A 20847-nucleotide genomic window follows, 5' to 3' on the forward strand; every position below is an offset into this window, starting at 1 on the left:
GAAAGAACTTATGTCACGTATTGGACGTCTCCCCATCTCCGTGCCTGCCGGCGTCGAGGTCAAGGTTGAAGATAACCTGGTTTCCGTCAAAGGCCCGAAGGGAACTCTGGCACACACTGTTGCCAGCCCCATCACGGTTGCACTCGAAGAGAACACCGTAACCGTTAGCCGCCCCAACGATGAGCGTGCTTCGCGTTCACTCCACGGTTTGACTCGGACCCTCATTGACAACCTGATCATCGGTGTCACCGCAGGCTACGAGAAGAAGCTGGAAATTGTGGGTACCGGTTACCGCGTAGTAGCCAAGGGTGCGAACCTCGAGTTCGCCCTGGGCTACAGCCACCCCGTTGTCATTGAGGCACCGGCTGGCATCACACTGACTGTTGAGAGCCCCACTAAGCTCTCCGTGTCAGGCATTGACAAGCAGCAAGTGGGCGAAGTTGCTGCCAACATCCGCAAGCTGCGCAAGCCCGACCCGTACAAGGGTAAGGGCGTACGCTACGCCGGCGAAATCATCCGCCGCAAGGTCGGAAAGGCTGGTAAGTAACCATGGCACTATCCATAAGAGGAAAGTCCAAGGCCGCAGCACGCGGCCGTCGTCACCTGCGCGTTCGCAAGCGCGTCAGTGGCACCACTGTACGTCCGCGTCTGGTGGTCAACCGCTCTGCTCGTCACATGTTCGTTCAGGTCATCGATGACACCGCGGGTCTGACCCTGGTGTCCGCCTCGACTCTCGAAGCTGACCTGCGTGCCTTCGACGGTGACAAGACCGCCAAGGCCAAGCGCATTGGTGAGCTCGTTGCTGAGCGTGCCAAGGCTGCCGGTATCGAAGCTGTTGTCTTCGACCGTGGCGGTAACCGTTACCACGGTCGCGTTGCAGCAGTTGCTGACGGCGCACGTGAAGGCGGTCTGGCACTGTGACCGAAAACATTAACAAGGAGAACACTGTGTCAGAAGCAACTGCAACTGACGGTGCTGCTGCGAAGACTGAGACAGCTGCTGGCGCCGAAGGCGCCCGTGGCCGTGGCGGTCGCGACGGCGCTCGTGGAGGCCGCGAAGGCGGTCGCGACGGTGGACGTGGCCGTGGCGGTCGCGACGGCGGTCGTGAAGCTGAGAAGAGCCAGTTCATTGAGCGCGTTGTCAACATCAACCGTGTTGCCAAGGTTGTCAAGGGTGGTCGTCGCTTCAGCTTCACCGCGCTGGTAATCGTCGGTGACGGCAACGGTATGGTTGGCGTCGGCTACGGCAAGGCCAAGGAAGTTCCCGCGGCTATTGCTAAGGGCGTTGAAGAAGCTAAGAAGTCCTTCTTCCGCGTTCCCATGATCGGCAAGACCATCCCGCACCGTGTACAGGGTGAGGCCGCCGCTGGCGTCGTCATGCTGCGCCCGGCTGCTGCTGGTACTGGTGTTATTGCCGGTGGCCCGGTTCGCGCCATCTTGGAGTGCGTAGGCATCCATGACGTGCTGTCCAAGTCACTGGGTTCTTCAAATGCCATCAACATTGTTCACGCAACAGTTGCTGCATTGAAGGGTCTTGAAGACCCCAAGGCTGTTGCGGCTCGCCGCGGCTTGCCTTTGGACGAAGTTGCTCCGGCCATTCTGTTGCGCAATATGCAAAAGGCAGGTCTGTAATGACTACACCGAAGAACATCAAGGTTTCCGAGAACAAGCTGGAAATCACTCAGATCCGGGGCGTCGTTGGCGCCAAGCAGAACCAGAAGGACACCCTTCGCTCGCTGGGTCTGAAGCGCATCGGTCACACCGTTGTCCGCTCGGCTGACGCAGTGACTGCTGGCATGGTCAACACGGTTCCGCACCTGATCAAGGTTGAGGAGACTAAGTAAAGTGGCTACTGACAAGACTGTAGAAACTGCTGAGAAGCAGAATGCCCTCAAGGTCCACCACCTGCGTCCCGCACCCGGCGCCAAGACGGCTAAAACCCGTGTTGGCCGTGGTGAAGGATCCAAGGGTAAGACCGCAGGCCGCGGTACCAAGGGTACCAAGGCTCGCTACCAGGTTAAGGCTGGCTTTGCCGGCGGCCAGTTGCCGCTGCACATGCGTTTGCCGAAGCTGCGTGGCTTCAAGAACCCGTTCCGCGTTGAGTTCCAGGTTGTCAACCTGGACAAGCTGAACGAGCTCTTCCCCGAAGGTGGCGTTGTCACCGTTGCAACACTGGTTGAAAAGGGTGCCGTTCGTAAGAACCAGCCCGTGAAGGTGCTGGGCACCGGCGAAATCACCGTCAAGGTTGATATCTCCGCCCACGCGTTCTCCTCCAGCGCTGTGTCAAAGATCGCTGCTGCAGGTGGAACCACCACCGAACTGTAAAAGGTTCACAAATGCGCACATCTAACGATTAGACTCTTGGTGAGCGGAGCTCATGTTCCGCTCACCAGGGGTCTTTCGTTTTATGGATTCCGTGTGGGTGTGGCCGCGCCTTATGGGGCTGCCTTCCCGTCACAGTTTCAATGCGAGCCAGATCACCCACTAGAATCTTTCCTTGGGCTTCATTCGAGAAGTCAACTTCATTACTACACATCAGGAGGACGCTTGCTTACCGCATTTGGCCGCGCCTTTCGCACGCCTGATCTGCGACGCAAGTTGTTGTTCACGCTGGGAATTCTTGCCATCTTCCGCTTGGGCGCATTTATCCCCTCGCCTGGAATTGATTACCGAAATGTCCAACAGTGCGTGAACGCTGCTGACACAAGCCAGGGCATCTACCAGCTGGTTAACTTGTTCAGCGGCGGCGCCTTGCTTCAGGTTTCCATTTTTGCGCTGGGAATCATGCCCTACATCACCGCGAGCATTATTGTTCAGCTGTTGCGTGTGGTCATCCCTCGTTTCCAGGAACTGCACCTTGAAGGTGCTCAGGGCCAAGCGAAGCTCACCCAATACACGCGATACCTAACTATCGCCCTGGGCCTGCTCAATGCCACCACCTTGATCACCCTTGCACGCTCAGGCCAGCTGTTTGCTGGTTGTGGCGCCGCAGGCACACCTGGTGCGTTGATCCCCAACGACAACCTTGTCACCGTCTTGTTGCTCATCATCACCCTGACGGCCGGTTCCGGTTTGATCATGTGGATGGGCGAGCTCGTCACCGAAAAGGGTGTCGGCAACGGCATGTCCCTGCTGATCTTCGTTGCTATCGCAGCACAGTTCCCCACCTCCTTGGGTGCGATCTTGAAGACTCAGGGCTGGGGCACCTTCCTGATCGTCATGATCGTTGGTCTGCTCGTTATGGCCTTGGTTGTCTTTGTTGAGCAGTCTCAGCGACGCATTCCCGTCCAGTACGCCAAGCGTATGGTGGGACGGCGCACCATGGGTGGAACCAGCACCTACATCCCCATCAAGGTCAACATGGCCGGTGTTATCCCGGTTATCTTTGCCTCCTCGATGCTGTACCTGCCGGCGTTGCTGGCTCAGTTCGCCACACCGGCAAACAGCACCGAGATCCCGGCCTGGGTTGAGTGGATCAACAACTACCTCACCCGTGGAGATCACCCGATCTACATGCTGATGTACTTCCTGTTGACCATCGGATTCACGTACTTCTACGTCGCGATCACCTTCAACCCTGAAGAGGTCTCCGACAACATGAAGAAGTACGGCGGATTCATCCCCGGAATTCGTGCAGGGCGTCCCACCCAGGACTACTTGCAGTACGTTATCTCGCGCATCACCTTGCCGGGTGCGCTCTACTTGGCAATTGTTGCTCTGATCCCACTCATCGCCTTGGTCCTGGTTGGGGCAAACCAGAGCTTCCCGTTCGGTGGCACATCGATCCTGATCGTGGTGGGTGTTGGCTTGGAGACTGTCAAGCAGATTGATGCGCAGCTCCAGCAGCGCCACTATGAAGGGTTATTGCGATGACAAGAATGCTGATCATTGGGCCTCCCGGTTCAGGCAAAGGAACACAGGCAGAGCGGATCTGTTTGGAGCTGGGAATTGTTGCCATCTCCACGGGCGACATCTTCCGTGCCAACGTCAAGGGCGAAACACCCTTGGGTCTGGAAGCAAAGAAGTACATCGACAACGGTGACTTCGTTCCGGACAGCGTGACAAACCGGATGGTGCGCGATCGGCTCGCCCAGAGTGACGTGGCACAGGGCTTCCTTTTGGATGGCTACCCCCGCACCTCTCCTCAGGTGGACGAACTTGATGACATCTTGGCAGCTGCCGAGGCGAATCTTGATGTTGTGGTCCAGCTGACAGCTGATGACGAAGAACTCGTCAAGCGGTTGCTGGGGCGTGCATTGGAAACCGGACGTAGCGATGACAACGAAGACGTTATTCGTCACCGCCTGGATCTCTACCGTGAACAGACTGAGGTTGTAGTGTCCCGCTATGCGGAGCGCGGCATTTTGGCCAAGGTTGACGGGCTGGGTCCGATGGACGAAGTCACCGAACGCATCATGGACGCCATCAAGACGTCCAAGCACTAAGAATTATCAACGGTGCCTCTCTGGTGCCGGGTTGTGAAGGAGGGCTCCTTCCCGCTTTACGGGGAGGAGCCCTCAATCGTTTTAGCGAAAGGGTTCTTTCATGGTTTTTGGCCAGCAAAGAATTGAATACAAGACCATCGACCAAATGCGCATCATGCGCCGTAGTGGGCTCATCCTCGATGGTGCACTGAACACCACCATTGCAGCTGTTGCACCGGGCATCACCACAGCGGAACTGAACGCCGTCTTCACCGCCGAACTGAAGAAGGCTGGGGCCACCTCGAACTTCCTTGGTTACCACGGCTTCCCCGCCTCCATCTGCACCTCGGTGAACGAAGAAGTGGTTCACGGCATTCCTGGCCCCAGGGTTCTGGAAGCAGGCGACATCATCTCCATTGACGGTGGCGCCATTGTGGAGGGCTGGCACTCGGACTCTGCCCGGACAACCATTGTTGGCGGGCCCGACGCCGAGGACCCCGCGGACCGCCGTCTGAGCGACATTACCGAGGAAAGCATGTGGCGCGGCATCGCAGCCATGGCCAGCGCCAAGTACGTGGGCGACATTGGCGACGCTATTGACGAATACGTGTCCTCCCAGCCCGGCAAGGAGCTGGGCATCCTTGAAGACTATGTGGGGCACGGCATTGGCTCGGCCATGCATATGGCACCTGATGTGTTGAACTTCGCCTCCAAGCATCGCGGGCCGAAGTTGAAGCCGGGCATGTGCCTGGCCCTTGAACCCATGTTGGTGCGTGGCGGACTGGACACGCTCACCCTCGAGGACGATTGGACTGTGATCACCACAGACAAGGCCCGTGCGGCGCACTGGGAACATTCGGTTGCCGTGCACAACAAGGGCATTTGGGTTTTGACAGCCGCCGACGGCGGAGCGGAGCGCCTGGCGCCGTGGGGCGTCACACCAGTGCCGCTGGACTAATCCCCGCCCCTCCACAACTGACCCGCAGAAAACGCCGAAAATCACGTAAAATCCGTGATTTTTCGGCGTTTTCTGCGGGTCAGTTGTGGTTGGGCGGAACTATTTGGGCTGTGTTTGCCGGCCGTCCACCTTGACGCCACCGGAACTGACCTCGCACTCCGTAACTTGGTCAATGAATCTGCAGGGGCACACGCCGAAACGCGTTGCCAGCCCCTCCGACCACCATGACGAGGAGTGCACACGAATGCGCATCTATGCCCACCGCGGGGTTTCAGCGCACCTTCCGGAGAACACGCTGGCAGCCTTCTCCCGCGCCATCGACCTCGGTGCCGACGGTATTGAACTGGACGTCCACCTGTCCGCCGACGGGGTCCCGGTGGTCATTCACGACGACACCGCGGACCGCACCACCAACGGTGCTGGCAGCATCACCGAGTTCACTGCCCGTCAGCTGGGCCTCCTTGATGCCGGCAGCGGCCAGTTTGTCCCCACGCTGTCGCAGGTGTTGAATCTGGCCGCCGGCAAGGTGCGCGTCAACATTGAGCTTAAGGACGCCGAATCCACGGGCCCGGTCGCCGAGGTCGTGGCAGGGATTGCCGGCCTCGACTGGTTTGCATCGTCGGCCGACTGGAGCGCACTGGCCGCACTGGGCCGCAGGATTCCCGGCGCGAAGGTGTATCCGCTGTGCGTCGGCACGCTTGAAAAGCTCCGTGCACTGCTGCCCGAAGGTTCCGCCGGGGAAGAGTTCGCTGGACGCGGCCTGGCCGAAGCCATCGACTTCGCCGTGAACAACGGCGGCGAGGGCGTCTCCGTTTGGGAGGGTGGGCTGGACCGGGAAGACATCGCAGCAATCCACGACGCCGGACTCCAAGCGTGGGTCTGGACCGTCAACGACGGTGCGCGTGCACGCGAGTTGCAGGACATGGGCGCCGACGGCATCTGCACCGACGATCCGGCCCTGATCCAGGACGCGGCAGTTGCCACAAGCAGTGCCCTAGAGCAGCCGGCAACGGTGGGTAGCTAGAACCATGACCCAACTCGCTACCACTGCCGTGGTACCGGAACCCGGTGTCAAGGCCTCGCAAGAACAAATCCGGAACGGCATACACGGCGACGGCGTGGTGGCACTGCGCAAACGCCGGACGCCGTGGAAGTCGTGGCTGCTATTCCTGCTCTTCGCCGGGCCCAACGTGGTCCTGCTGATCATCTTCACGTACAAGCCCCTAGTGCAGTCGCTGCAGTACTCGCTGTTGCAGTGGAATATCGGCTCGGCCACGGCGCGTTTCATCGGGGCGGACAACTATGTCAGCTGGTTTACGGATCCCGCCACCGCCAATCTGGTGAGGGTGACGGTGATTTTCACCGTGACCACTGTGGCGGGCGGCATGGTGCTGGGCATTTCCCTGGCGCTCCTGCTGAACCGGAAACTTCGCGGCACGGGCCTGGCCCGGACGGTAGTTGTCGCACCGTATGTCTTGTCCGGCGTCGCCGTCGGACTGCTGTGGCTGTTTGTCTTTGACCCGAACTTTGGGGTTCTTGGCGGCGTCCTTAAAGCCGTGGGATTGGGCTCGCCCGACTGGTACAACGATCCCCAATGGGCCTTGCCCATGATCATCATCGTCTACCTGTGGAAAAACGTCGGCTATGTGGCGCTGATCTATCTAGCCGCACTGCAGGCCGTGCCCAAGGACCTGACCGAAGCCGCCACGCTGGACGGGGCCAGTGCCTTCGCCAGTTTCCGCCATGTGGTGTTGCCGCTGCTGGCGCCAACCACGTTCTTCCTGTCGATCACCACCTTGTTGAGCTCCTTGCAGTCCTTTGACATCATCCAGGCCATGACCAAGGGCGGGCCGCTGGAAGGCACCACCACGATGATGTACCAGATCTATCAGGAGGGATTTGGGACCGGCCGGGCCGGATATTCCTCGGCGATCGCCACAGTCCTGTTCGTCGTGTTGTTGGCCATCACGGCCGTGCAAATGTTGTTTATCCAGAAGAAGGTCCACTACTGATGAGCCTCGATGTGAACAATAGAACCGCTGTGAAGCTCCGGGACGTTCCGCCCACGGGCAGCGCGGGTGGTGGGGAAGCGGGAGCGCCGCAGCCGAAAAGGGCCCGGGTCAAGCCCCGGATCGGCGGCTACCTGATGATGCTGCTGGCTGTTGCGGCGATGATTCTGCCGTTGGTCTGGATGATGCTGGCGAGTTTCAAGCAACGCGATGAAATCTACACGGTGCCGATCCAGTGGCTGCCGGAGTCCCTTGAGCTGTCCAACTACTTCGACGCGCTTGCCGCCGTCCCCTTTGGCAACTTCTTCATCAACTCGCTGATCACCACTGCCGTCGGCGCCACCCTGAAGATCGCCTTGGGTCTGACCACCGCCTACGCCGTGGTGTTTCTGGAGTTCCCGGGCAAGAAGTTTGTGTTCGGCCTGGTGGTGTTTGCGCTCTTGGTGCCGCAACAGATCGTCATTATTCCCAACTACACCTTGATCTCAGACCTTGGCTGGATCAACACGTACCAGGGCCTGATCCTGCCCGGGCTGGCCAGCGCCTTTGGCACCTTCTTGTTCCGCCAACACTTCCTGACGCTTCCGGTCTCCATCCTTGAGGCTGCCGCCCTTGACGGCGCCAGCCACTGGTCCCGCCTGTGGCGGTTCGTGGTGCCGCTCTCGGCGCCGACCATCGCCGCAGTGGCGCTGGTGTCGATTGTCTCCGAATGGAACGAGTACTTGTGGCCGCTGCTCGTGGTGGACAAGGCGGAGATGATGACCCTCCCTGTGGGGCTGACCCTTTTGCAGAACAACGACGGCGTCACCAACTGGGGCGTCCTCATGGCCGGAACCGTGCTCATCACCGTTCCGGTGCTGATCGTCTTCTTCCTGCTCCAGCGCCGGATCGTCACCGGACTCACCGCCGGGGCAGTGACCGGCTAAACACCCGCCCACGATTGCCGCAACGCACCGACCTGTCCCATAACCGGGCAGGAAACCTTTCAAGGAGACCCGAATGACAGCTTCAACGTTTGCACACTTGAACCGCCGCCAGCTGCTCCAGCTTGCCGCCCTTGTTGGTGGATCGGCAGCATTGGCGGCCTGTGGCGGGCCCGCAGTCGGCGGGGCCGGTGGCGCAGCCACCGACAACGCCACTGACTGGACGTCAATCACCCCGGCCAAGGAGATCACCTGGTGGTCCAACCATCCGGGCACGTCCAAGGACACCGAATCTAAGATCATCAAGGCGTTCACTGCCGAGACCGACATCAAGGTCAACCTTGTCACCGCCGGCGCCAACTACGACGAGGTGGCGCAGAAGTTCCAGGCCGCATCGGGCTCCGGCAACGTGCCGGATCTGGTCATTGCCAGCGATGTCTGGTGGTTCCGCTACATGATCAACGGCCAGATCCTGCCCCTTGACCAACTGATCAAACACCTGGAGTTTGGCAGCGAAGACTTCAACAGCACGCTGTACGGCGACTACAAATTCTCACAATCGCACTGGGCCGTCCCCTACGCCCGCTCCACACCGCTGTTTTACTACAACAAGTCAGTTTGGGAAAAAGCCGGCCTGCCCGACAGGGCGCCCAAGACGTGGGCCGAATTCGATGAGTGGGCGCCCAAGATCCAGGCCACCACCGAGATAACCCCCTTGGGTCTGGGCAAGGGCACCTCATGGACAGCTTGGTGGTTCTGCAACATGCTGTGGGGAGCCGGCGGCGCCTACTCCAAGGGCTGGACCATGACCCTGGATTCACCTGAGGCGCTTGAAGCCGCCAAGTACCTGCAGACCATCATCTACGACAAGAAGTCTGCGGCAGTTACCGCTAAGGACCAGGTGGCCGACTTCGGTGCAGGGCTCACCGGCTGCACCATCGCCTCCACCGGCTCGCTGAGCGGCATCCTCGCCGCGTCCAAGTTCGGCGTCGGCACCGGATTCCTGCCCGAGGGCACCAAGGGCCCGGCCTGCCCCACCGGCGGCACCGGCCTGGCCATCCCCGCGAGCAAAACACCCGAGCAGCAGTTGGCGGCCGGCATGTTCTTGAAGTTCCTGACCAATGCTGAAAACACAGCATACTTCTCCTCCAACACCGGGTACATGCCGGTGCGAACCTCGGCGGTGGAAGGGGAAACCATGAAGGCCGTCTACGCGAAGACACCGCAGTTCCGTACGGCAGTGGATCAGCTGGCTGACACTCGCGTCCAGGACTGGGGCCGCGTGTTTGTGCCCAACGGCGACAAGGACCTGACCACGGCACTGGAGAAGATCATGTTGCAAAAGGGTGATCCGGCAGAGGCCTTCGCCACGGCCTCGACCTCGATCGCTAAGTCGTACGAAGAGAACGTCAAGTCCTACCTCTAGGACACGCTGCCCGCCCCGTCCTGACAACTGACCCGCAGAAAACGACGAAAAATGCACGAAAATCGTGCATTTTCGGCGTTTTCTGCGGGTCAGCTTTCGGGCGACTCCGTCGCGCCAGTGAAACCTGCAAATTCTATTTGCGTATTAGTTGTCGTCCGTGGCTCAGGCTGGCAGACATAATCGTTAGAGGGGAGCCGGCGCCACGCATGGTCCGGACCCACTAGGGGAGGAGTGGCACATGAGCGAGACTGCAGCAGCTAAGCCGGCCGGTTCCATCACGGACGTGCCAGGCATTCGTGTGGGCCATGCCCAGCGCACGGGTGGGGGCTGGCTGAGCGGTGTCAGCGTGGTTGTCCCACCGCCGGGGACCATCGGCTCGGTCGATGTTCGCGGCGGCGGCCCGGGGACGCATGAAACGGATGCGCTGGATCCCACCACCATGGTTCCCACAGTGGATGCTGTTGTTCTGACGGGCGGCAGCGCCTATGGCCTGGCCAGCGCGGGCGGCGTGCAGCGTTGGTGCGAAGAAAACGGCAGGGGCTTCCCGGTACCCGGCGGTGTGGTCCCCATTGTTCCCGCCGCGGCGATCTTTGATCTTGGCCGTGGCGGCGACTTCTCCGCCCGGCCCGACGCGGACATGGGGTATGAGGCTGCCCTGGACGCTGCCAGCCCGGCGGGAGGGGACGACGTCGTCCGCGGAAACGTGGGTGCCGGCACGGGTGCGGCCATCGGTGCAGGCGCCTACAAGGGAGGTCTGGGAACTGCCGCTGTGACACTGTCGGGGGAGAACGCGCACATTGTGGTTGGCGCGCTGGCCGTGGTCAACGCCGCAGGTATTCCCTGGCGCCCGGGGGCGGTGCCGCCGCCGGTGGGGGAGGGGCTCAATACCACTGTGGTGGTTGTTGCCACCAACGCCACCTTGAGTGTGGCCGAGGCCAAGCGTACGGCCACAGCCGCCCACGCAGGCATGGCTCGGGCGCTGAATCCCGTCCACACCTTGATCGACGGCGACACCATTTTCGCCCTGGCCACCTGCGCGGCAACGCTTGTGCCCAACCCGGACCTCCCGGTGGCTGCCCTCATTGAGCTGCAAAGTGCCGCCGCTGAGGCCGTCCGCTTGGCTATTGACGACGGCGTTCGCAGCGCCAGAACGGTGGAAACCCCGGCCGGAAGGCTCGATCCGTTTCCGCTGGACAGGGCGCTCGATGGCTCAATTTAACTTAATTGGCGCAATGCACTAGAGTGGGTTGTTGGTTGTCTGTGCCTGCCCAATTGCGGCTGGCATTCTGACGAGCAGTAATCAGTAGCAAATCGAATGCCGATGACATTCTTCCCCAACAGGAGAGGTCTGTGTCGGCGCAACAAAGTTAGCGGAGGATATGGCCAAGAAAGATGGGGTCATTGAGATCGAGGGCGTTGTGACTGAAGCGCTTCCCAATGCGATGTTTCGCGTTGAGTTGACGAACAAGCACATCGTTCTTGCCCATATCTCAGGAAAAATGCGCCAGCACTACATTCGTATCCTTCCTGAGGACCGAGTTGTGGTGGAGCTGAGCCCTTACGATCTGACACGTGGTCGTATCGTCTACCGCTACAAATAACCACAACTGTAATCACGCAAAGGAATGCCATGAAGGTTAAGCCGAGCGTCAAGCAGATCTGCGATAAGTGCAAGGTGATTCGCCGTAACGGTCGAGTCATGGTGATCTGCGAGAACCCGCGCCACAAGCAGCGCCAGGGCTAATTTCCTCAATTTCGAGGAAACCCTGAGCAGTTGCTCATGCAAGTACATATATAAGGCAGCACAAGGTTGGACGAAGGCGGAGCAATCCGCAACCGTTCAATGGACCCCTGGTCGGAGGCCAGGGCCGCATTTAGATAATATGCGGGTGTACTGTCTACGACCTCCGGTTTACACAAGGAGCAGCCAAATATGGCACGTCTCGCTGGCGTAGACCTTCCCCGCGAAAAGCGGCTGGAAGTAGCGCTTACATACATTTACGGCGTCGGTAAGACCCGTGCAAAAAAAGTCTTGGCAGAGACGGGGATCTCCCCGGATGTCCGCGTCAAGGACTTGTCCGATGCTGAGCTCGTTCAGTTGCGCGACAACATCGAGGGTAACTACAAGGTTGAGGGTGACCTTCGCCGCGAGGTTGCAGCTGATATCCGCCGCAAGGTTGAAATCGGTAGCTACCAGGGTATCCGTCACCGTCGCGGCATGCCTGTGCATGGCCAGCGCACGAAGACCAACGCACGTACCCGCAAGGGTCCGAAGCGCACCGTCGCAGGCAAGAAGAAGGCCGGCAGGTAGTCCCCACTACCTCCCTAAAAATTGCTCCGCAATTTTCAAGGAACCCGGCTAGCGTGGGCCCAAGCGTCCACCGCCCTTTTTAAAACTTTCGTAGGAGAATATAATGCCCCCAAAGGCTCGTGGAGCGGTTCGTAAGCCGCGTCGCAAGGATAAAAAGAATATTGCGCTAGGCCAGGCGCACATCAAGAGCACCTTTAATAACACCATCGTTTCCATCACGGATCCGAACGGTGCGGTCATCTCATGGGCTTCTGCCGGTGAAGTTGGCTTCAAGGGCTCGCGTAAGTCAACTCCGTACGCTGCACAGATGGCTGCTGAAGCAGCTGCCAAGCGCGCACAGGAGCATGGACTTCGCAAGGTTGACGTTTTCGTAAAGGGTCCGGGCTCGGGCCGCGAAACGGCTATCCGTTCGCTGCAGGCTGCTGGACTTGAGGTTGGCTCCATCTCGGATGTCACCCCCAGCGCCCACAACGGCTGCCGTCCGCCCAAGCGCCGTCGCGTCTAACGAGATTTAAGCAGCAGAGTTGGCCTTCACCTTGGTGGGGGCCAACTCCGCCGCCGTTAACTTTCGTCAGCCGTCATTTCCACTACCTGTGTTGCGTCATATAGCGGATGCTCGCTGAAAGGAAAACCCAGTGCTCATTGCACAGCGCCCCACCCTATCTGAAGAAGTAGTTTCCGAAAACCGTTCACGGTTCGTCATTGAACCGTTGGAACCGGGCTTCGGTTACACCCTGGGAAATTCCCTGCGTCGGACCTTGCTGTCCTCCATTCCTGGCGCTGCTGTCACCAGCATCCGCCTCGATGGTGTTCTGCATGAGTTCACCACGGTTCCCGGTGTTAAGGAAGATGTCACCGAGATCATCCTGAATATCAAGGGATTGTCCGTGTCTTCGGAGCATGACGAGCCCGTCGTCGCCTACCTGCGCAAGCAGGGTCCTGGCGTTGTGACGGCTGCAGACATTGCCCCGCCGGCCGGTGTGGAATTCCACAACCCCGACATGCATATTGCCACGCTGAACTCGAAGGGCAAGTTCGAACTCGAGCTGACCATCGAGCGCGGTCGCGGCTACGTTTCAGCAGCCCAGAACAAGAACGTCGATGCAGAGATTGGCCGTATCCCGGTTGACTCCATCTACTCACCCGTTCTGAAGGTGACCTTCCGCGTGGAGGCCACCCGTGTTGAACAGCGCACTGACTTTGACAAGCTGATTGTTGATGTAGAGACCAAGCAGGCCATCTCCCCGCGGGATGCCATTGCCTCTGCCGGCACGACGCTGGTTGAACTGTTCGGATTGGCCCGCGAGCTGAACACCGCGGCTGAGGGTATTGAGATTGGTCCGTCCCCGACGGATGCCGCTCTTGCCGCAGACATGGCCCTGCCGATCGAGGACTTGGACCTGACGGTTCGGTCCTACAACTGCCTCAAGCGTGAGGGCATCCACTCTGTGGGTGAACTCGTTGCTCGCTCCGAGGCTGACCTGATGGACATTCGCAACTTTGGTGCGAAGTCCATCGACGAGGTAAAAGCAAAGCTGGTCGAGCTCGGTCTCTCCCTGAAGGATTCCCCTCCAGGATTTGATCTGGCCGCCCGTGCCGCAGCCCTTGACGAGAACGACGACGCTTACAGCGACGACGAACTCTAAAGACGAACAACAATATTTTTTTAGTCGGACGGGCGGGTGCCATTAGTGCACACGCTTGCGGTCCGGCTGATACTTGAGGAGAAACACCATGCCCACACCCGCTAAGGGTCCCCGCCTCGGAGGCGGAGCGGCTCACGAGCGCTTGATGCTCGCGAACCTGTCCGCCGCTCTGTTCGAGCACAAGCGGATCACCACCACCTTGACCAAGGCAAAGCGACTGAGCCCCTACGCAGAGCGACTGGTAACTTTCGCAAAGCGTGGCGACTTGGCTTCACGCCGTCGCGTTCTCGGCTTGATCAGCAACAAGGGCATCGTCCATGAGCTGTTCACCGACATCGCCACTGCTGTGGAGAACCGCGACGGCGGCTACACCCGCATCACCAAGATCGGCAACCGTAAGGGCGACAACGCTCCTATGGCGGTCATCGAGCTCGTTCTGGATCCGGTCAGCGCCAAGCAGGCCGTTGTGAAGGAAGCTACAGCTGCTGCAGTCAAGGCTGCTCCGGTTGAAGAAGTTGTGGAAACCGAAGTTGTAGCTGACGAAGCTACCACCGAAGAGACCAAGTAAGGCCTAAGCGAGAGCTTTAGTTTTACCGCTTAGAACCCGCCACCTGACAAGGGTGGCGGGTTCTTTGCGTTCCGGGCCAAGCGGCGTCGACGGTAGAATTGGGGCCATGCACAACCCCAAACTTTCCCCAGAAGCACGCGGCCTCTTGAGGGCTCGTTTGGACATTGCCTACGACGGCAGCCCCTTCAACGGGTGGGGCATTCAGCCGGGCGTACGCACAGTCCAGGGCGCCATTGAAGAGGCGCTGGCCATGATCGTGCGCAGGCCCGTGCGGCTCACGGTGGCCGGCCGAACCGACGCGGGCGTCCACGCCCGCGGTCAGGTGGCCCATCTGGACTTCACCCCGGAGGAATGGGACGGGCTGCGACGAGGACATGACGAGGTGCCTGAGCTTTCGCTGCAACGCCGCCTCAACGGTGCGCTGGGACGAGTGCTGGGTGAACTGCACGGCTCGGTGGAGATTGTGCGCGCCTCGGTGGCGCCGCTGGGCTTTGACGCCCGCTTCTCCGCCCTCTGGCGGCGCTACAGCTACCGGATCGCTGACGGCTCCACACGCAGGGACCCGCTGCAGCGCGCACTCACCCTGTGGCACCCTCGCGAGTTGGATGTGGCACTCATGAACCGGGCCGTAGCTCCGCTCCTGGGGTTGCATGACTTTGCGGCGTTTGCCAAGCCACGCGAGGGCTCAACCACTGTGCGGACCCTGCAGCGCCTTGACTTTGGCCAAGATGGTGATGGTGTTATTAATCTCAACGTCCAGGCGGACGCTTTTTGCCACAACATGGTCCGGGCGCTGACCGGGGCAGCCCTCATGGTGGGGGAGGGGCGCGAAAGCCCCGCCTGGATGCACCAGCGTTTGGTGGCGGGAATCAGGGATGCCAAGTCGGTTCTGGCAGCCCCGCACCCGCTAATTCTTGAGGAAGTTCACTACCCTCACGAGACGGCAATGCATGAACGGGCAGTCCTCACCAGGACCCGGCGCGTGCCCACCGACACCATTAGCGCACCGCTCCGGGCCCGAATCTGAGCCAGCAGTTCCCTCGCTTTGACCGGAGGCCACTATTAACGCTATCGTTGGTAGTCGTTGTGCGTGTCCTATCTCGATATCACGCGCCCGTTGCAGGTCCGGTTGCAGGACTACCACTGAACGGGTGTCATCGGGAAGTGTAAGGATGACTGGTGTTAGAGCCCTCACCTCTGTTCCGGTAAGCGCATAGATAGCAGGTGTCAACCATCTGTGACACCACCTAAGAACAAGAAACGAAGGCAAAAACCGTGCGTACGTATACCCCGAAGCCCGGCGATATCAACCGTCAGTGGCACATCATTGATGCCAACGACGTTGTCTTGGGCCGTCTTGCCAGCCAGACCGCAACTCTGCTGCGTGGAAAGCACAAGCCGACCTTTGCTCCCCATATGGATATGGGCGATTTCGTCATCATCATCAACGCCGAGAAGGTTGCCTTGACAGGCGCCAAGCTCGAACAGAAGCGCGCATACCGCCACTCCGGTCACCCGGGTGGTCTTTCCAGCATGAACTATGCAGAACTGCTGGAGAAGAACCCGGTTCGTGCCGTGGAGAAGGCCATCGCTGGCATGCTCCCGAAGACCAAGCTGGGCGCAGCCCAGATCGGCAAGTTGAAGGTTTACCGCGGTGCTGAGCACCCGCACGCCGCTCAGCAGCCGAAGACGTTTGAAATCACCCAGGTCGCCCAGTAGTCCTGGCCACCAACCCAATATTTATCAAGGAGAATCGTGGCTCAGAATACTGAAGAGCTGAACGCCGAGACCGTTGTGGTCGAGGAAGAAGTTTTGACTAGCTACACGAGCGAAAGCTCAGCTGCAGCAGATGCAGCACCCAAGAAGGAACGCCCGGCTTTGACCGTCTCAGGCGCTGCTGTTGGACGTCGCAAGCAGGCAATTGCCCGCGTTCGCGTTGTTCCCGGCACCGGCAAGTGGATCGTCAACGGCCGCGAGCTGTCCAACTACTTCCCGAACAAGCTGCACCAGCAGGAAGTTAACGATCCGTTCCGCCTCCTCGATCTGGATGGCGCGTACGACGTTTGGGCCCGCATCCACGGTGGTGGCGCCTCCGGTCAGGCCGGCGCGTTGCGTCTGGGCGTTGCTCGCTCCTTGAACGAGATTGACGCCGAGAACAACCGTGCGATCCTGAAAAAGGCAGGCTTCCTGACTCGTGACTCTCGCGTCATCGAGCGTAAGAAGGCCGGTCTCAAGAAGGCACGTAAGGCTTCGCAGTACTCCAAGCGTTAATCCAAGCCTTCGCGAGCCCCGTGCCTCGGCACGGGGCCCGCGGCTTGTCTTAGCGCTTGGCTCCACAAGCGCTAATATCGCTTTCAAAAATCCCCGGTTCGCTTCTGCGGCCGGGGATTTTTTGTGTCTGGGGGCCGTTGCGGACATTCGAGCATGGTCCACCACCATCGGATGTCCACTACGGCCCCCACGGCGCCGGGAGGCGTCCGGAGCGGCGGCGGATGTCCACTACGGCCCCCGTGTACCGGTACCGGCAGTGGGGAGGCGTTGGTGGGGTGGGTGCAGGGGTTTCGCACCTGCCGGCGCGCTGGAAACGGCGCATCCGTGGGGTCAATGCCCCGTGTGGCTCATTGCATGGATACCAGAAGGCCGGATTTTCGGCTCCATGATTTAGACTGAACGTGATGTCAAGATTATTTGGAACAGACGGTGTCCGCGGTTTGGCGAATGGCCTACTGACGGCTGAACTAGCTTTATCACTTGCTCAAGCCGCTGCCGTGGTCTTGGGCCACGAGCAGATGAGCGAGGGGAAACGGCCACGGGCCGTCATTGCCCGCGACCCTCGGGCAAGCGGTGAGTTCATCGGTGCTGCCGTGGAGGCGGGTCTGGCCAGTGCCGGTGTTGACGTGTACGACGCCGGGGTGCTGCCCACCCCCGCAGCAGCCTTCCTGATCGCCGATCTGGGGGCTGACTTTGGCGTGATGATCTCCGCCTCGCACAATCCAGCCGCGGACAACGGCATTAAGTTCTTCGCCCGCGGAGGCACCAAACTACCTGACGACGTTGAACAAGCCATCGAGGCGCAGCTCCAGCATGACGCATACCGCCCGGTCGGTATTGATGTGGGACGGATCCAGCGCTTCTCCGACGCCGAGGATCGGTACGTGCTGCACCTCTTGGGCACCTTGCCGCACCGCCTGGATGGCCTGAAGGTCGTCCTTGACTGTGCCCACGGGGCAGCCAGTGGCTGTTCGCCCCAGGTCTTCACCGACGCCGGCGCCGAGATCACTGTCATCGGGGCGGAGCCGAACGGGCTGAACATCAACGACGGTGTGGGGTCCACCCACTTGGAGCTGCTCCAGGAAACGGTGCTCGCAACGGGTGCTCATTTGGGTATAGCGCACGACGGCGATGCTGACCGCTGCTTGGCAGTGGACCATGAGGGCAACGTCATTGACGGTGACCAGATCATGGCCGTCCTGGCGCTGGCGTTGAAAGCCTCCGGCGAGCTCAAGGATGATGTTCTTGTGGCCACCGTGATGAGCAACCTCGGCTTGAAGATCGCCCTCCGCAATGCCGGGATCACCGTCAAGGAGACGGGCGTTGGTGACAGGTACGTGCTGGAGGAAATGCGCCGCGGCGACTACACCCTCGGTGGGGAACAGTCGGGGCACGTCATTTTCTCCAAGTACGCAACAACCGGTGACGGTCTGCTGACTGGCCTGCAGTTGGCCGCCCAGGTGGCCTTGACTGGGAAGTCCCTGAAGGACCTTGCAGGGGCCATGTCCAAGCTGCCACAGGTGATGATCAACGTCAACAACGTGGACAAGTCCCGCGCATCGTCGGCCCCGGCCATCAACGCGGCAATTGCCGAGGCCGAGGCCGAACTGGGCGACACCGGCCGGGTACTCCTGCGCCCCTCGGGGACCGAGGCCCTGGTCCGGGTCATGGTGGAGGCTGCTGACACGCAAACCGCCGAACGCATCTGTAATGATCTGGTTAGCGTGGTCAAGGCCGAACTAGCGCTGTAGAGGAATGTCGCTCTAGAACACTGTGCAGGCAAGAAGGAAGGCGGTAACCCACAGGGGTTACCGCCTTCCTTCTTGCCTGCACAGTACTGTTAGTGTGCTCCGCCGGTGGGGCGGGCCGTGAGAGCGTCACGGATTTCGGTGAGCAGTTCAATCTGCGCGTCAACCGGAGGTTCCACTTCCTTGATGCCCAGCTTTGCATCGCGCCGGGCAATCATGTGGTTCATGGGAACGACGACCATAAAGTAGATGGCTGCGGAAACAATGAGGAAGTTCACGAGCACGGTGAGGAACACACCAAACTTGATGTCAACACCATTGAGGGTGAGCAAGGCAAAGTTATCGAAGTTGGCCGAACCAAACAATGCTGCAATAAGCGGCATCAGGATATTCTCCACCATCGATTTAACAACTGCCCCGAAGGCTGCACCGATGACAACGGCGACGGCAAGGTCTACGACGTTGCCTTTCATAACAAATTCTCTGAATCCCTTTAACATGACACTAAAGTACCGCATTTATCGCCGGCGGGATTGCTTGGTGTTCATACACTCTTGGTGAGAGCTAGTGGTATCCGGGCGCGCCGGGTGTGCCTAGGTACTCCTCGTAACTTTGAACTCCTCGCACCGTCATGTCCTGGGCAACGGCAATCCCCAGATAGCGCAGGTGCCAAGGTTCAGCCAGATATCCGGTGGTGGTCTCCTTGCCCACCAGATACCGCACCACAAAGCCGTAGTCGGCACCGTGCGCTGCCACCCACAGTCCGGCCGCCGTATCAGCCACGCAAATCGTGAAATCACAGTCGGCGCCGGAATTGGCGTCACCGATATCCAGGGCAAACCCGGTTTGGTGCTCCGAAAATCCTGGCCTGGCGGAGGAGGAATCTGCTGCCGCCCTCCCCTTGGTGGCCACGTAGCCGTTGTACAGGCTGACCTGAGTGTCAAAGGAGCGGTAGCTGCTCCTAATGCTGATATTGACTCCCTCGGCAGCAGCCGCCGCGAACATGCGTTCCACGGCAGCTGCTGCTTCTGCCCGGAGCTGGACCGGTTCCGTCGAGCCAGTACGCACAGCTGGTGTCACCAATTCGGTTGGCACGTAGTCCACCGGTTCGAGGGGGTGGGACTTGTTGACCAACACCAGCGGGCTGCTCGGATTGGCTATGTTGCGCAGGGACGTCTCCATCGGCGCTGCCGTGCCCGTGGCGAAGAGCTTCTGAATGGGCGCGCCGGTGCTTGCGCCCGTGATCAGGGGAGCGTTTGCGGGCTTCGTTGCGCTGGACGGGGTAGCAGGGATGCTCGACGCCGGGACGCCGGGGCTTACCGGGGCGGACGGTTGCCCAGCGGCCGGTGTGAGGGGCAGTTGGGTGGAGTTCGGCGTCGTGCTGGGTATGGAGGTGCTGGCGGCGGCAGGGGACTGCGCCGGGGCTGTGCCCGGATCCAGCGCTAAAGCGCCGCCGAAGACCAGGGCTGCGCCGACGACGGTGACGGCCATGCCGCCCGGGTGCGGCCAACTCAGGCCACGTCGCAGGCGCGCCGCCATGCTGAGCGGGGCGCGCCGTGCCTGGTGGAAGCCCACTACCGGCACTAGACCTTCCTTAACAACATGCGTCGAATGGAATGGTCGGATTCCTTGGTGAGCACCAGCTGGGCGCGGCCCCGGGTCGGGAGCACATTCTGGAGCAGGTTGGGCTCGTTGATGCTTTTCCAAATGCGCGACGCCGTGGCGGTGGCCTCGGTGTCGGAGAGGTCAGCATAGCGGCGGAAGTACGAATCCGGGTCGGAAAAGGTGCTGGTGCGCAGGGAACGGAAACGCTCCACATACCACTGCTCAATGTAGCTGGTCTTCGCATCGACATAGATGGAGAAGTCAAAGAAGTCGCTGACGGCAAGGCCCGAGCGGCCGTCGGCGCGGGGGCGGGCGGCGGCCAGCACATTCAGTCCCTCGACAATGAGGACGTCAGGGCGCCGGACGATGACCTCCTTGTCGGGCAAGATGTCGTAGCTGAGGTGGGAGTACATGGGGGCGCGAACTTCTTCGGCGCCGCTCTTGACGGTACTGACAAAACGCAACAGGGCGCGGCGGTCATAGGATTCGGGGAAACCCTTGCGGCCCATCAGCCCCCGGCGTTCCAGCTCGGCATTGGGGTACAGGAAGCCGTCGGTGGTGACAAGTTCCACGTTGGGGGTGTCGGGCCAGCGGCGCAGCATTTCACGCAAGACGCGGGCAGTGGTGGACTTGCCCACGGCAACTGAGCCGGCAACACCAATCACAAAAGGTGTGCGTGAGCCACGCTCACCCAAGAAGGTGGTGGTTGCGCTGTGTAGATGGCCGGCGGCGCCCACATAGAGGTTCAGGAGGCGCGAGAGCGGCAAATAGACGTCATGGATTTCGCGCATATCCAACTGCTCGCCCAAGCCGCGGAGCCGTTGCACGTCTTCCTCATCCAGCGGCTGCTCAATCTTGTTGGCAAGGCGAGACCACGTTTGTCGGTCCAGCTCCACAAAAGGAGAGGCACTGACGCTGTTGGCGGACTCAGTTCTTTGCGCTGTCACACTTTCAATTCT

At 60.4% G+C, this 20847-nt stretch carries 26 protein-coding genes; 23 read left to right on the forward strand and 3 right to left on the reverse strand.

What is annotated here, in order from left to right:
* The first annotated feature begins 10 nt into the window (after positions 1–10).
* From rplF to glmM, 23 genes are all read left to right on the forward strand, one after another.
* Positions 11–547: a 50S ribosomal protein L6 gene (gene rplF, locus ACX80E_RS08800; protein WP_459301539.1), complete on the forward strand. Its 537-nt coding sequence runs from the start codon at positions 11–13 to the stop codon at positions 545–547.
* Between the two features lie 2 nt (positions 548–549).
* Positions 550–921, forward strand: a complete 372-nt coding sequence (rplR, locus tag ACX80E_RS08805) for a 50S ribosomal protein L18 (RefSeq protein ID WP_459301540.1) — start codon at positions 550–552, stop codon at positions 919–921.
* A complete protein-coding gene (gene rpsE / locus ACX80E_RS08810) occupies positions 918–1631 on the forward strand; it encodes a 30S ribosomal protein S5 (RefSeq protein ID WP_459301541.1) in 714 nt (237 codons plus the stop codon). The genes rplR and rpsE overlap by 4 nt, the downstream gene beginning before the upstream one ends.
* A complete protein-coding gene (gene rpmD / locus ACX80E_RS08815; RefSeq protein WP_459301542.1) occupies positions 1631–1843 on the forward strand; it encodes a 50S ribosomal protein L30 in 213 nt (70 codons plus the stop codon). Before rpsE ends, rpmD begins: the two co-directional genes overlap by 1 nt.
* 1 nt (position 1844) lies before the next feature.
* Complete coding sequence (gene rplO / locus ACX80E_RS08820) at positions 1845–2324, forward strand: 50S ribosomal protein L15 (RefSeq protein ID WP_459301543.1); 480 nt, start codon at positions 1845–1847, stop codon at positions 2322–2324.
* Between the two features lie 222 nt (positions 2325–2546).
* On the forward strand, positions 2547–3872 hold the full coding sequence (secY, locus tag ACX80E_RS08825) for a preprotein translocase subunit SecY (RefSeq protein ID WP_459301544.1): 1326 nt from the start codon (positions 2547–2549) through the stop codon (positions 3870–3872).
* Between the two features lie 5 nt (positions 3873–3877).
* The gene (locus tag ACX80E_RS08830; RefSeq protein ID WP_459301589.1) at positions 3878–4444 is read left to right on the forward strand and encodes an adenylate kinase; all 567 of its coding nucleotides are present in this window, start codon (positions 3878–3880) and stop codon (positions 4442–4444) included.
* Between the two features lie 100 nt (positions 4445–4544).
* Positions 4545–5381 (forward strand): type I methionyl aminopeptidase, encoded by an 837-nt coding sequence (gene map, locus ACX80E_RS08835; RefSeq protein WP_459301545.1) that lies wholly within the window; start codon positions 4545–4547, stop codon positions 5379–5381.
* Positions 5382–5553: 172 nt separating this feature from the next.
* A complete protein-coding gene (locus ACX80E_RS08840; protein WP_459301546.1) occupies positions 5554–6405 on the forward strand; it encodes a glycerophosphodiester phosphodiesterase in 852 nt (283 codons plus the stop codon).
* Positions 6406–6409: 4 nt separating this feature from the next.
* Positions 6410–7393, forward strand: a complete 984-nt coding sequence (locus ACX80E_RS08845) for a carbohydrate ABC transporter permease (protein ID WP_459301547.1) — start codon at positions 6410–6412, stop codon at positions 7391–7393.
* Positions 7393–8316 (forward strand): carbohydrate ABC transporter permease, encoded by a 924-nt coding sequence (locus ACX80E_RS08850; RefSeq protein ID WP_459301548.1) that lies wholly within the window; start codon positions 7393–7395, stop codon positions 8314–8316. The genes ACX80E_RS08845 and ACX80E_RS08850 overlap by 1 nt, the downstream gene beginning before the upstream one ends.
* A 73-nt stretch (positions 8317–8389) precedes the next feature.
* Positions 8390–9739, forward strand: coding sequence for an ABC transporter substrate-binding protein (locus ACX80E_RS08855; protein WP_459301549.1), 1350 nt, complete (start codon positions 8390–8392; stop codon positions 9737–9739).
* Positions 9740–9977: 238 nt separating this feature from the next.
* The gene (locus ACX80E_RS08860; RefSeq protein ID WP_459301550.1) at positions 9978–10958 is read left to right on the forward strand and encodes a P1 family peptidase; all 981 of its coding nucleotides are present in this window, start codon (positions 9978–9980) and stop codon (positions 10956–10958) included.
* A gap of 160 nt (positions 10959–11118) precedes the next feature.
* Positions 11119–11340, forward strand: coding sequence for a translation initiation factor IF-1 (infA, locus tag ACX80E_RS08865; protein WP_009358723.1), 222 nt, complete (start codon positions 11119–11121; stop codon positions 11338–11340).
* Positions 11341–11369: 29 nt separating this feature from the next.
* Positions 11370–11483, forward strand: coding sequence for a 50S ribosomal protein L36 (rpmJ, locus tag ACX80E_RS08870; RefSeq protein ID WP_011775570.1), 114 nt, complete (start codon positions 11370–11372; stop codon positions 11481–11483).
* Between the two features lie 189 nt (positions 11484–11672).
* Positions 11673–12050 (forward strand): 30S ribosomal protein S13, encoded by a 378-nt coding sequence (gene rpsM / locus ACX80E_RS08875; protein WP_103464846.1) that lies wholly within the window; start codon positions 11673–11675, stop codon positions 12048–12050.
* Positions 12051–12153: 103 nt separating this feature from the next.
* The gene (rpsK, locus tag ACX80E_RS08880; RefSeq protein ID WP_459301551.1) at positions 12154–12555 is read left to right on the forward strand and encodes a 30S ribosomal protein S11; all 402 of its coding nucleotides are present in this window, start codon (positions 12154–12156) and stop codon (positions 12553–12555) included.
* Between the two features lie 130 nt (positions 12556–12685).
* Positions 12686–13696 carry a DNA-directed RNA polymerase subunit alpha gene (locus tag ACX80E_RS08885; RefSeq protein ID WP_103464845.1) on the forward strand — a complete coding sequence of 337 codons (1011 nt, stop codon included), beginning with the start codon at positions 12686–12688 and terminating at the stop codon, positions 13694–13696.
* Between the two features lie 88 nt (positions 13697–13784).
* Positions 13785–14264 (forward strand): 50S ribosomal protein L17, encoded by a 480-nt coding sequence (gene rplQ, locus ACX80E_RS08890; RefSeq protein WP_459301552.1) that lies wholly within the window; start codon positions 13785–13787, stop codon positions 14262–14264.
* A 106-nt stretch (positions 14265–14370) separates the two neighbouring features.
* Entirely contained in the window at positions 14371–15291 is a 921-nt protein-coding gene (locus ACX80E_RS08895) for a tRNA pseudouridine synthase A (RefSeq protein WP_459301553.1), read from the forward strand.
* 248 nt (positions 15292–15539) lie between these two features.
* Positions 15540–15983 (forward strand): 50S ribosomal protein L13, encoded by a 444-nt coding sequence (gene rplM / locus ACX80E_RS08900; RefSeq protein ID WP_459301554.1) that lies wholly within the window; start codon positions 15540–15542, stop codon positions 15981–15983.
* Positions 15984–16019: 36 nt separating this feature from the next.
* Positions 16020–16535 (forward strand): 30S ribosomal protein S9, encoded by a 516-nt coding sequence (rpsI, locus tag ACX80E_RS08905; protein WP_459301555.1) that lies wholly within the window; start codon positions 16020–16022, stop codon positions 16533–16535.
* 404 nt (positions 16536–16939) lie between these two features.
* On the forward strand, positions 16940–18286 hold the full coding sequence (gene glmM, locus ACX80E_RS08910) for a phosphoglucosamine mutase (RefSeq protein WP_459301556.1): 1347 nt from the start codon (positions 16940–16942) through the stop codon (positions 18284–18286).
* Positions 18287–18375: 89 nt separating this feature from the next.
* On the opposite strand, the gene mscL is transcribed toward glmM, so the two are convergent.
* The 3 genes from mscL to coaA all read right to left on the reverse strand — a co-directional run bounded on the left by mscL (position 18376) and on the right by coaA (position 20844).
* Entirely contained in the window at positions 18376–18783 is a 408-nt protein-coding gene (gene mscL / locus ACX80E_RS08915; protein WP_459301557.1) for a large conductance mechanosensitive channel protein MscL, read from the reverse strand.
* Between the two features lie 64 nt (positions 18784–18847).
* The gene (locus ACX80E_RS08920; protein ID WP_459301558.1) at positions 18848–19867 is read right to left on the reverse strand and encodes a M15 family metallopeptidase; all 1020 of its coding nucleotides are present in this window, start codon (positions 19865–19867) and stop codon (positions 18848–18850) included.
* Positions 19867–20844, reverse strand: coding sequence for a type I pantothenate kinase (coaA, locus tag ACX80E_RS08925; RefSeq protein ID WP_459301590.1), 978 nt, complete (start codon positions 20842–20844; stop codon positions 19867–19869). Before coaA ends, ACX80E_RS08920 begins: the two co-directional genes overlap by 1 nt.
* Positions 20845–20847: the final 3 nt, after the last annotated feature.

This window comes from Arthrobacter sp. TMN-49 (assembly GCF_054511095.1).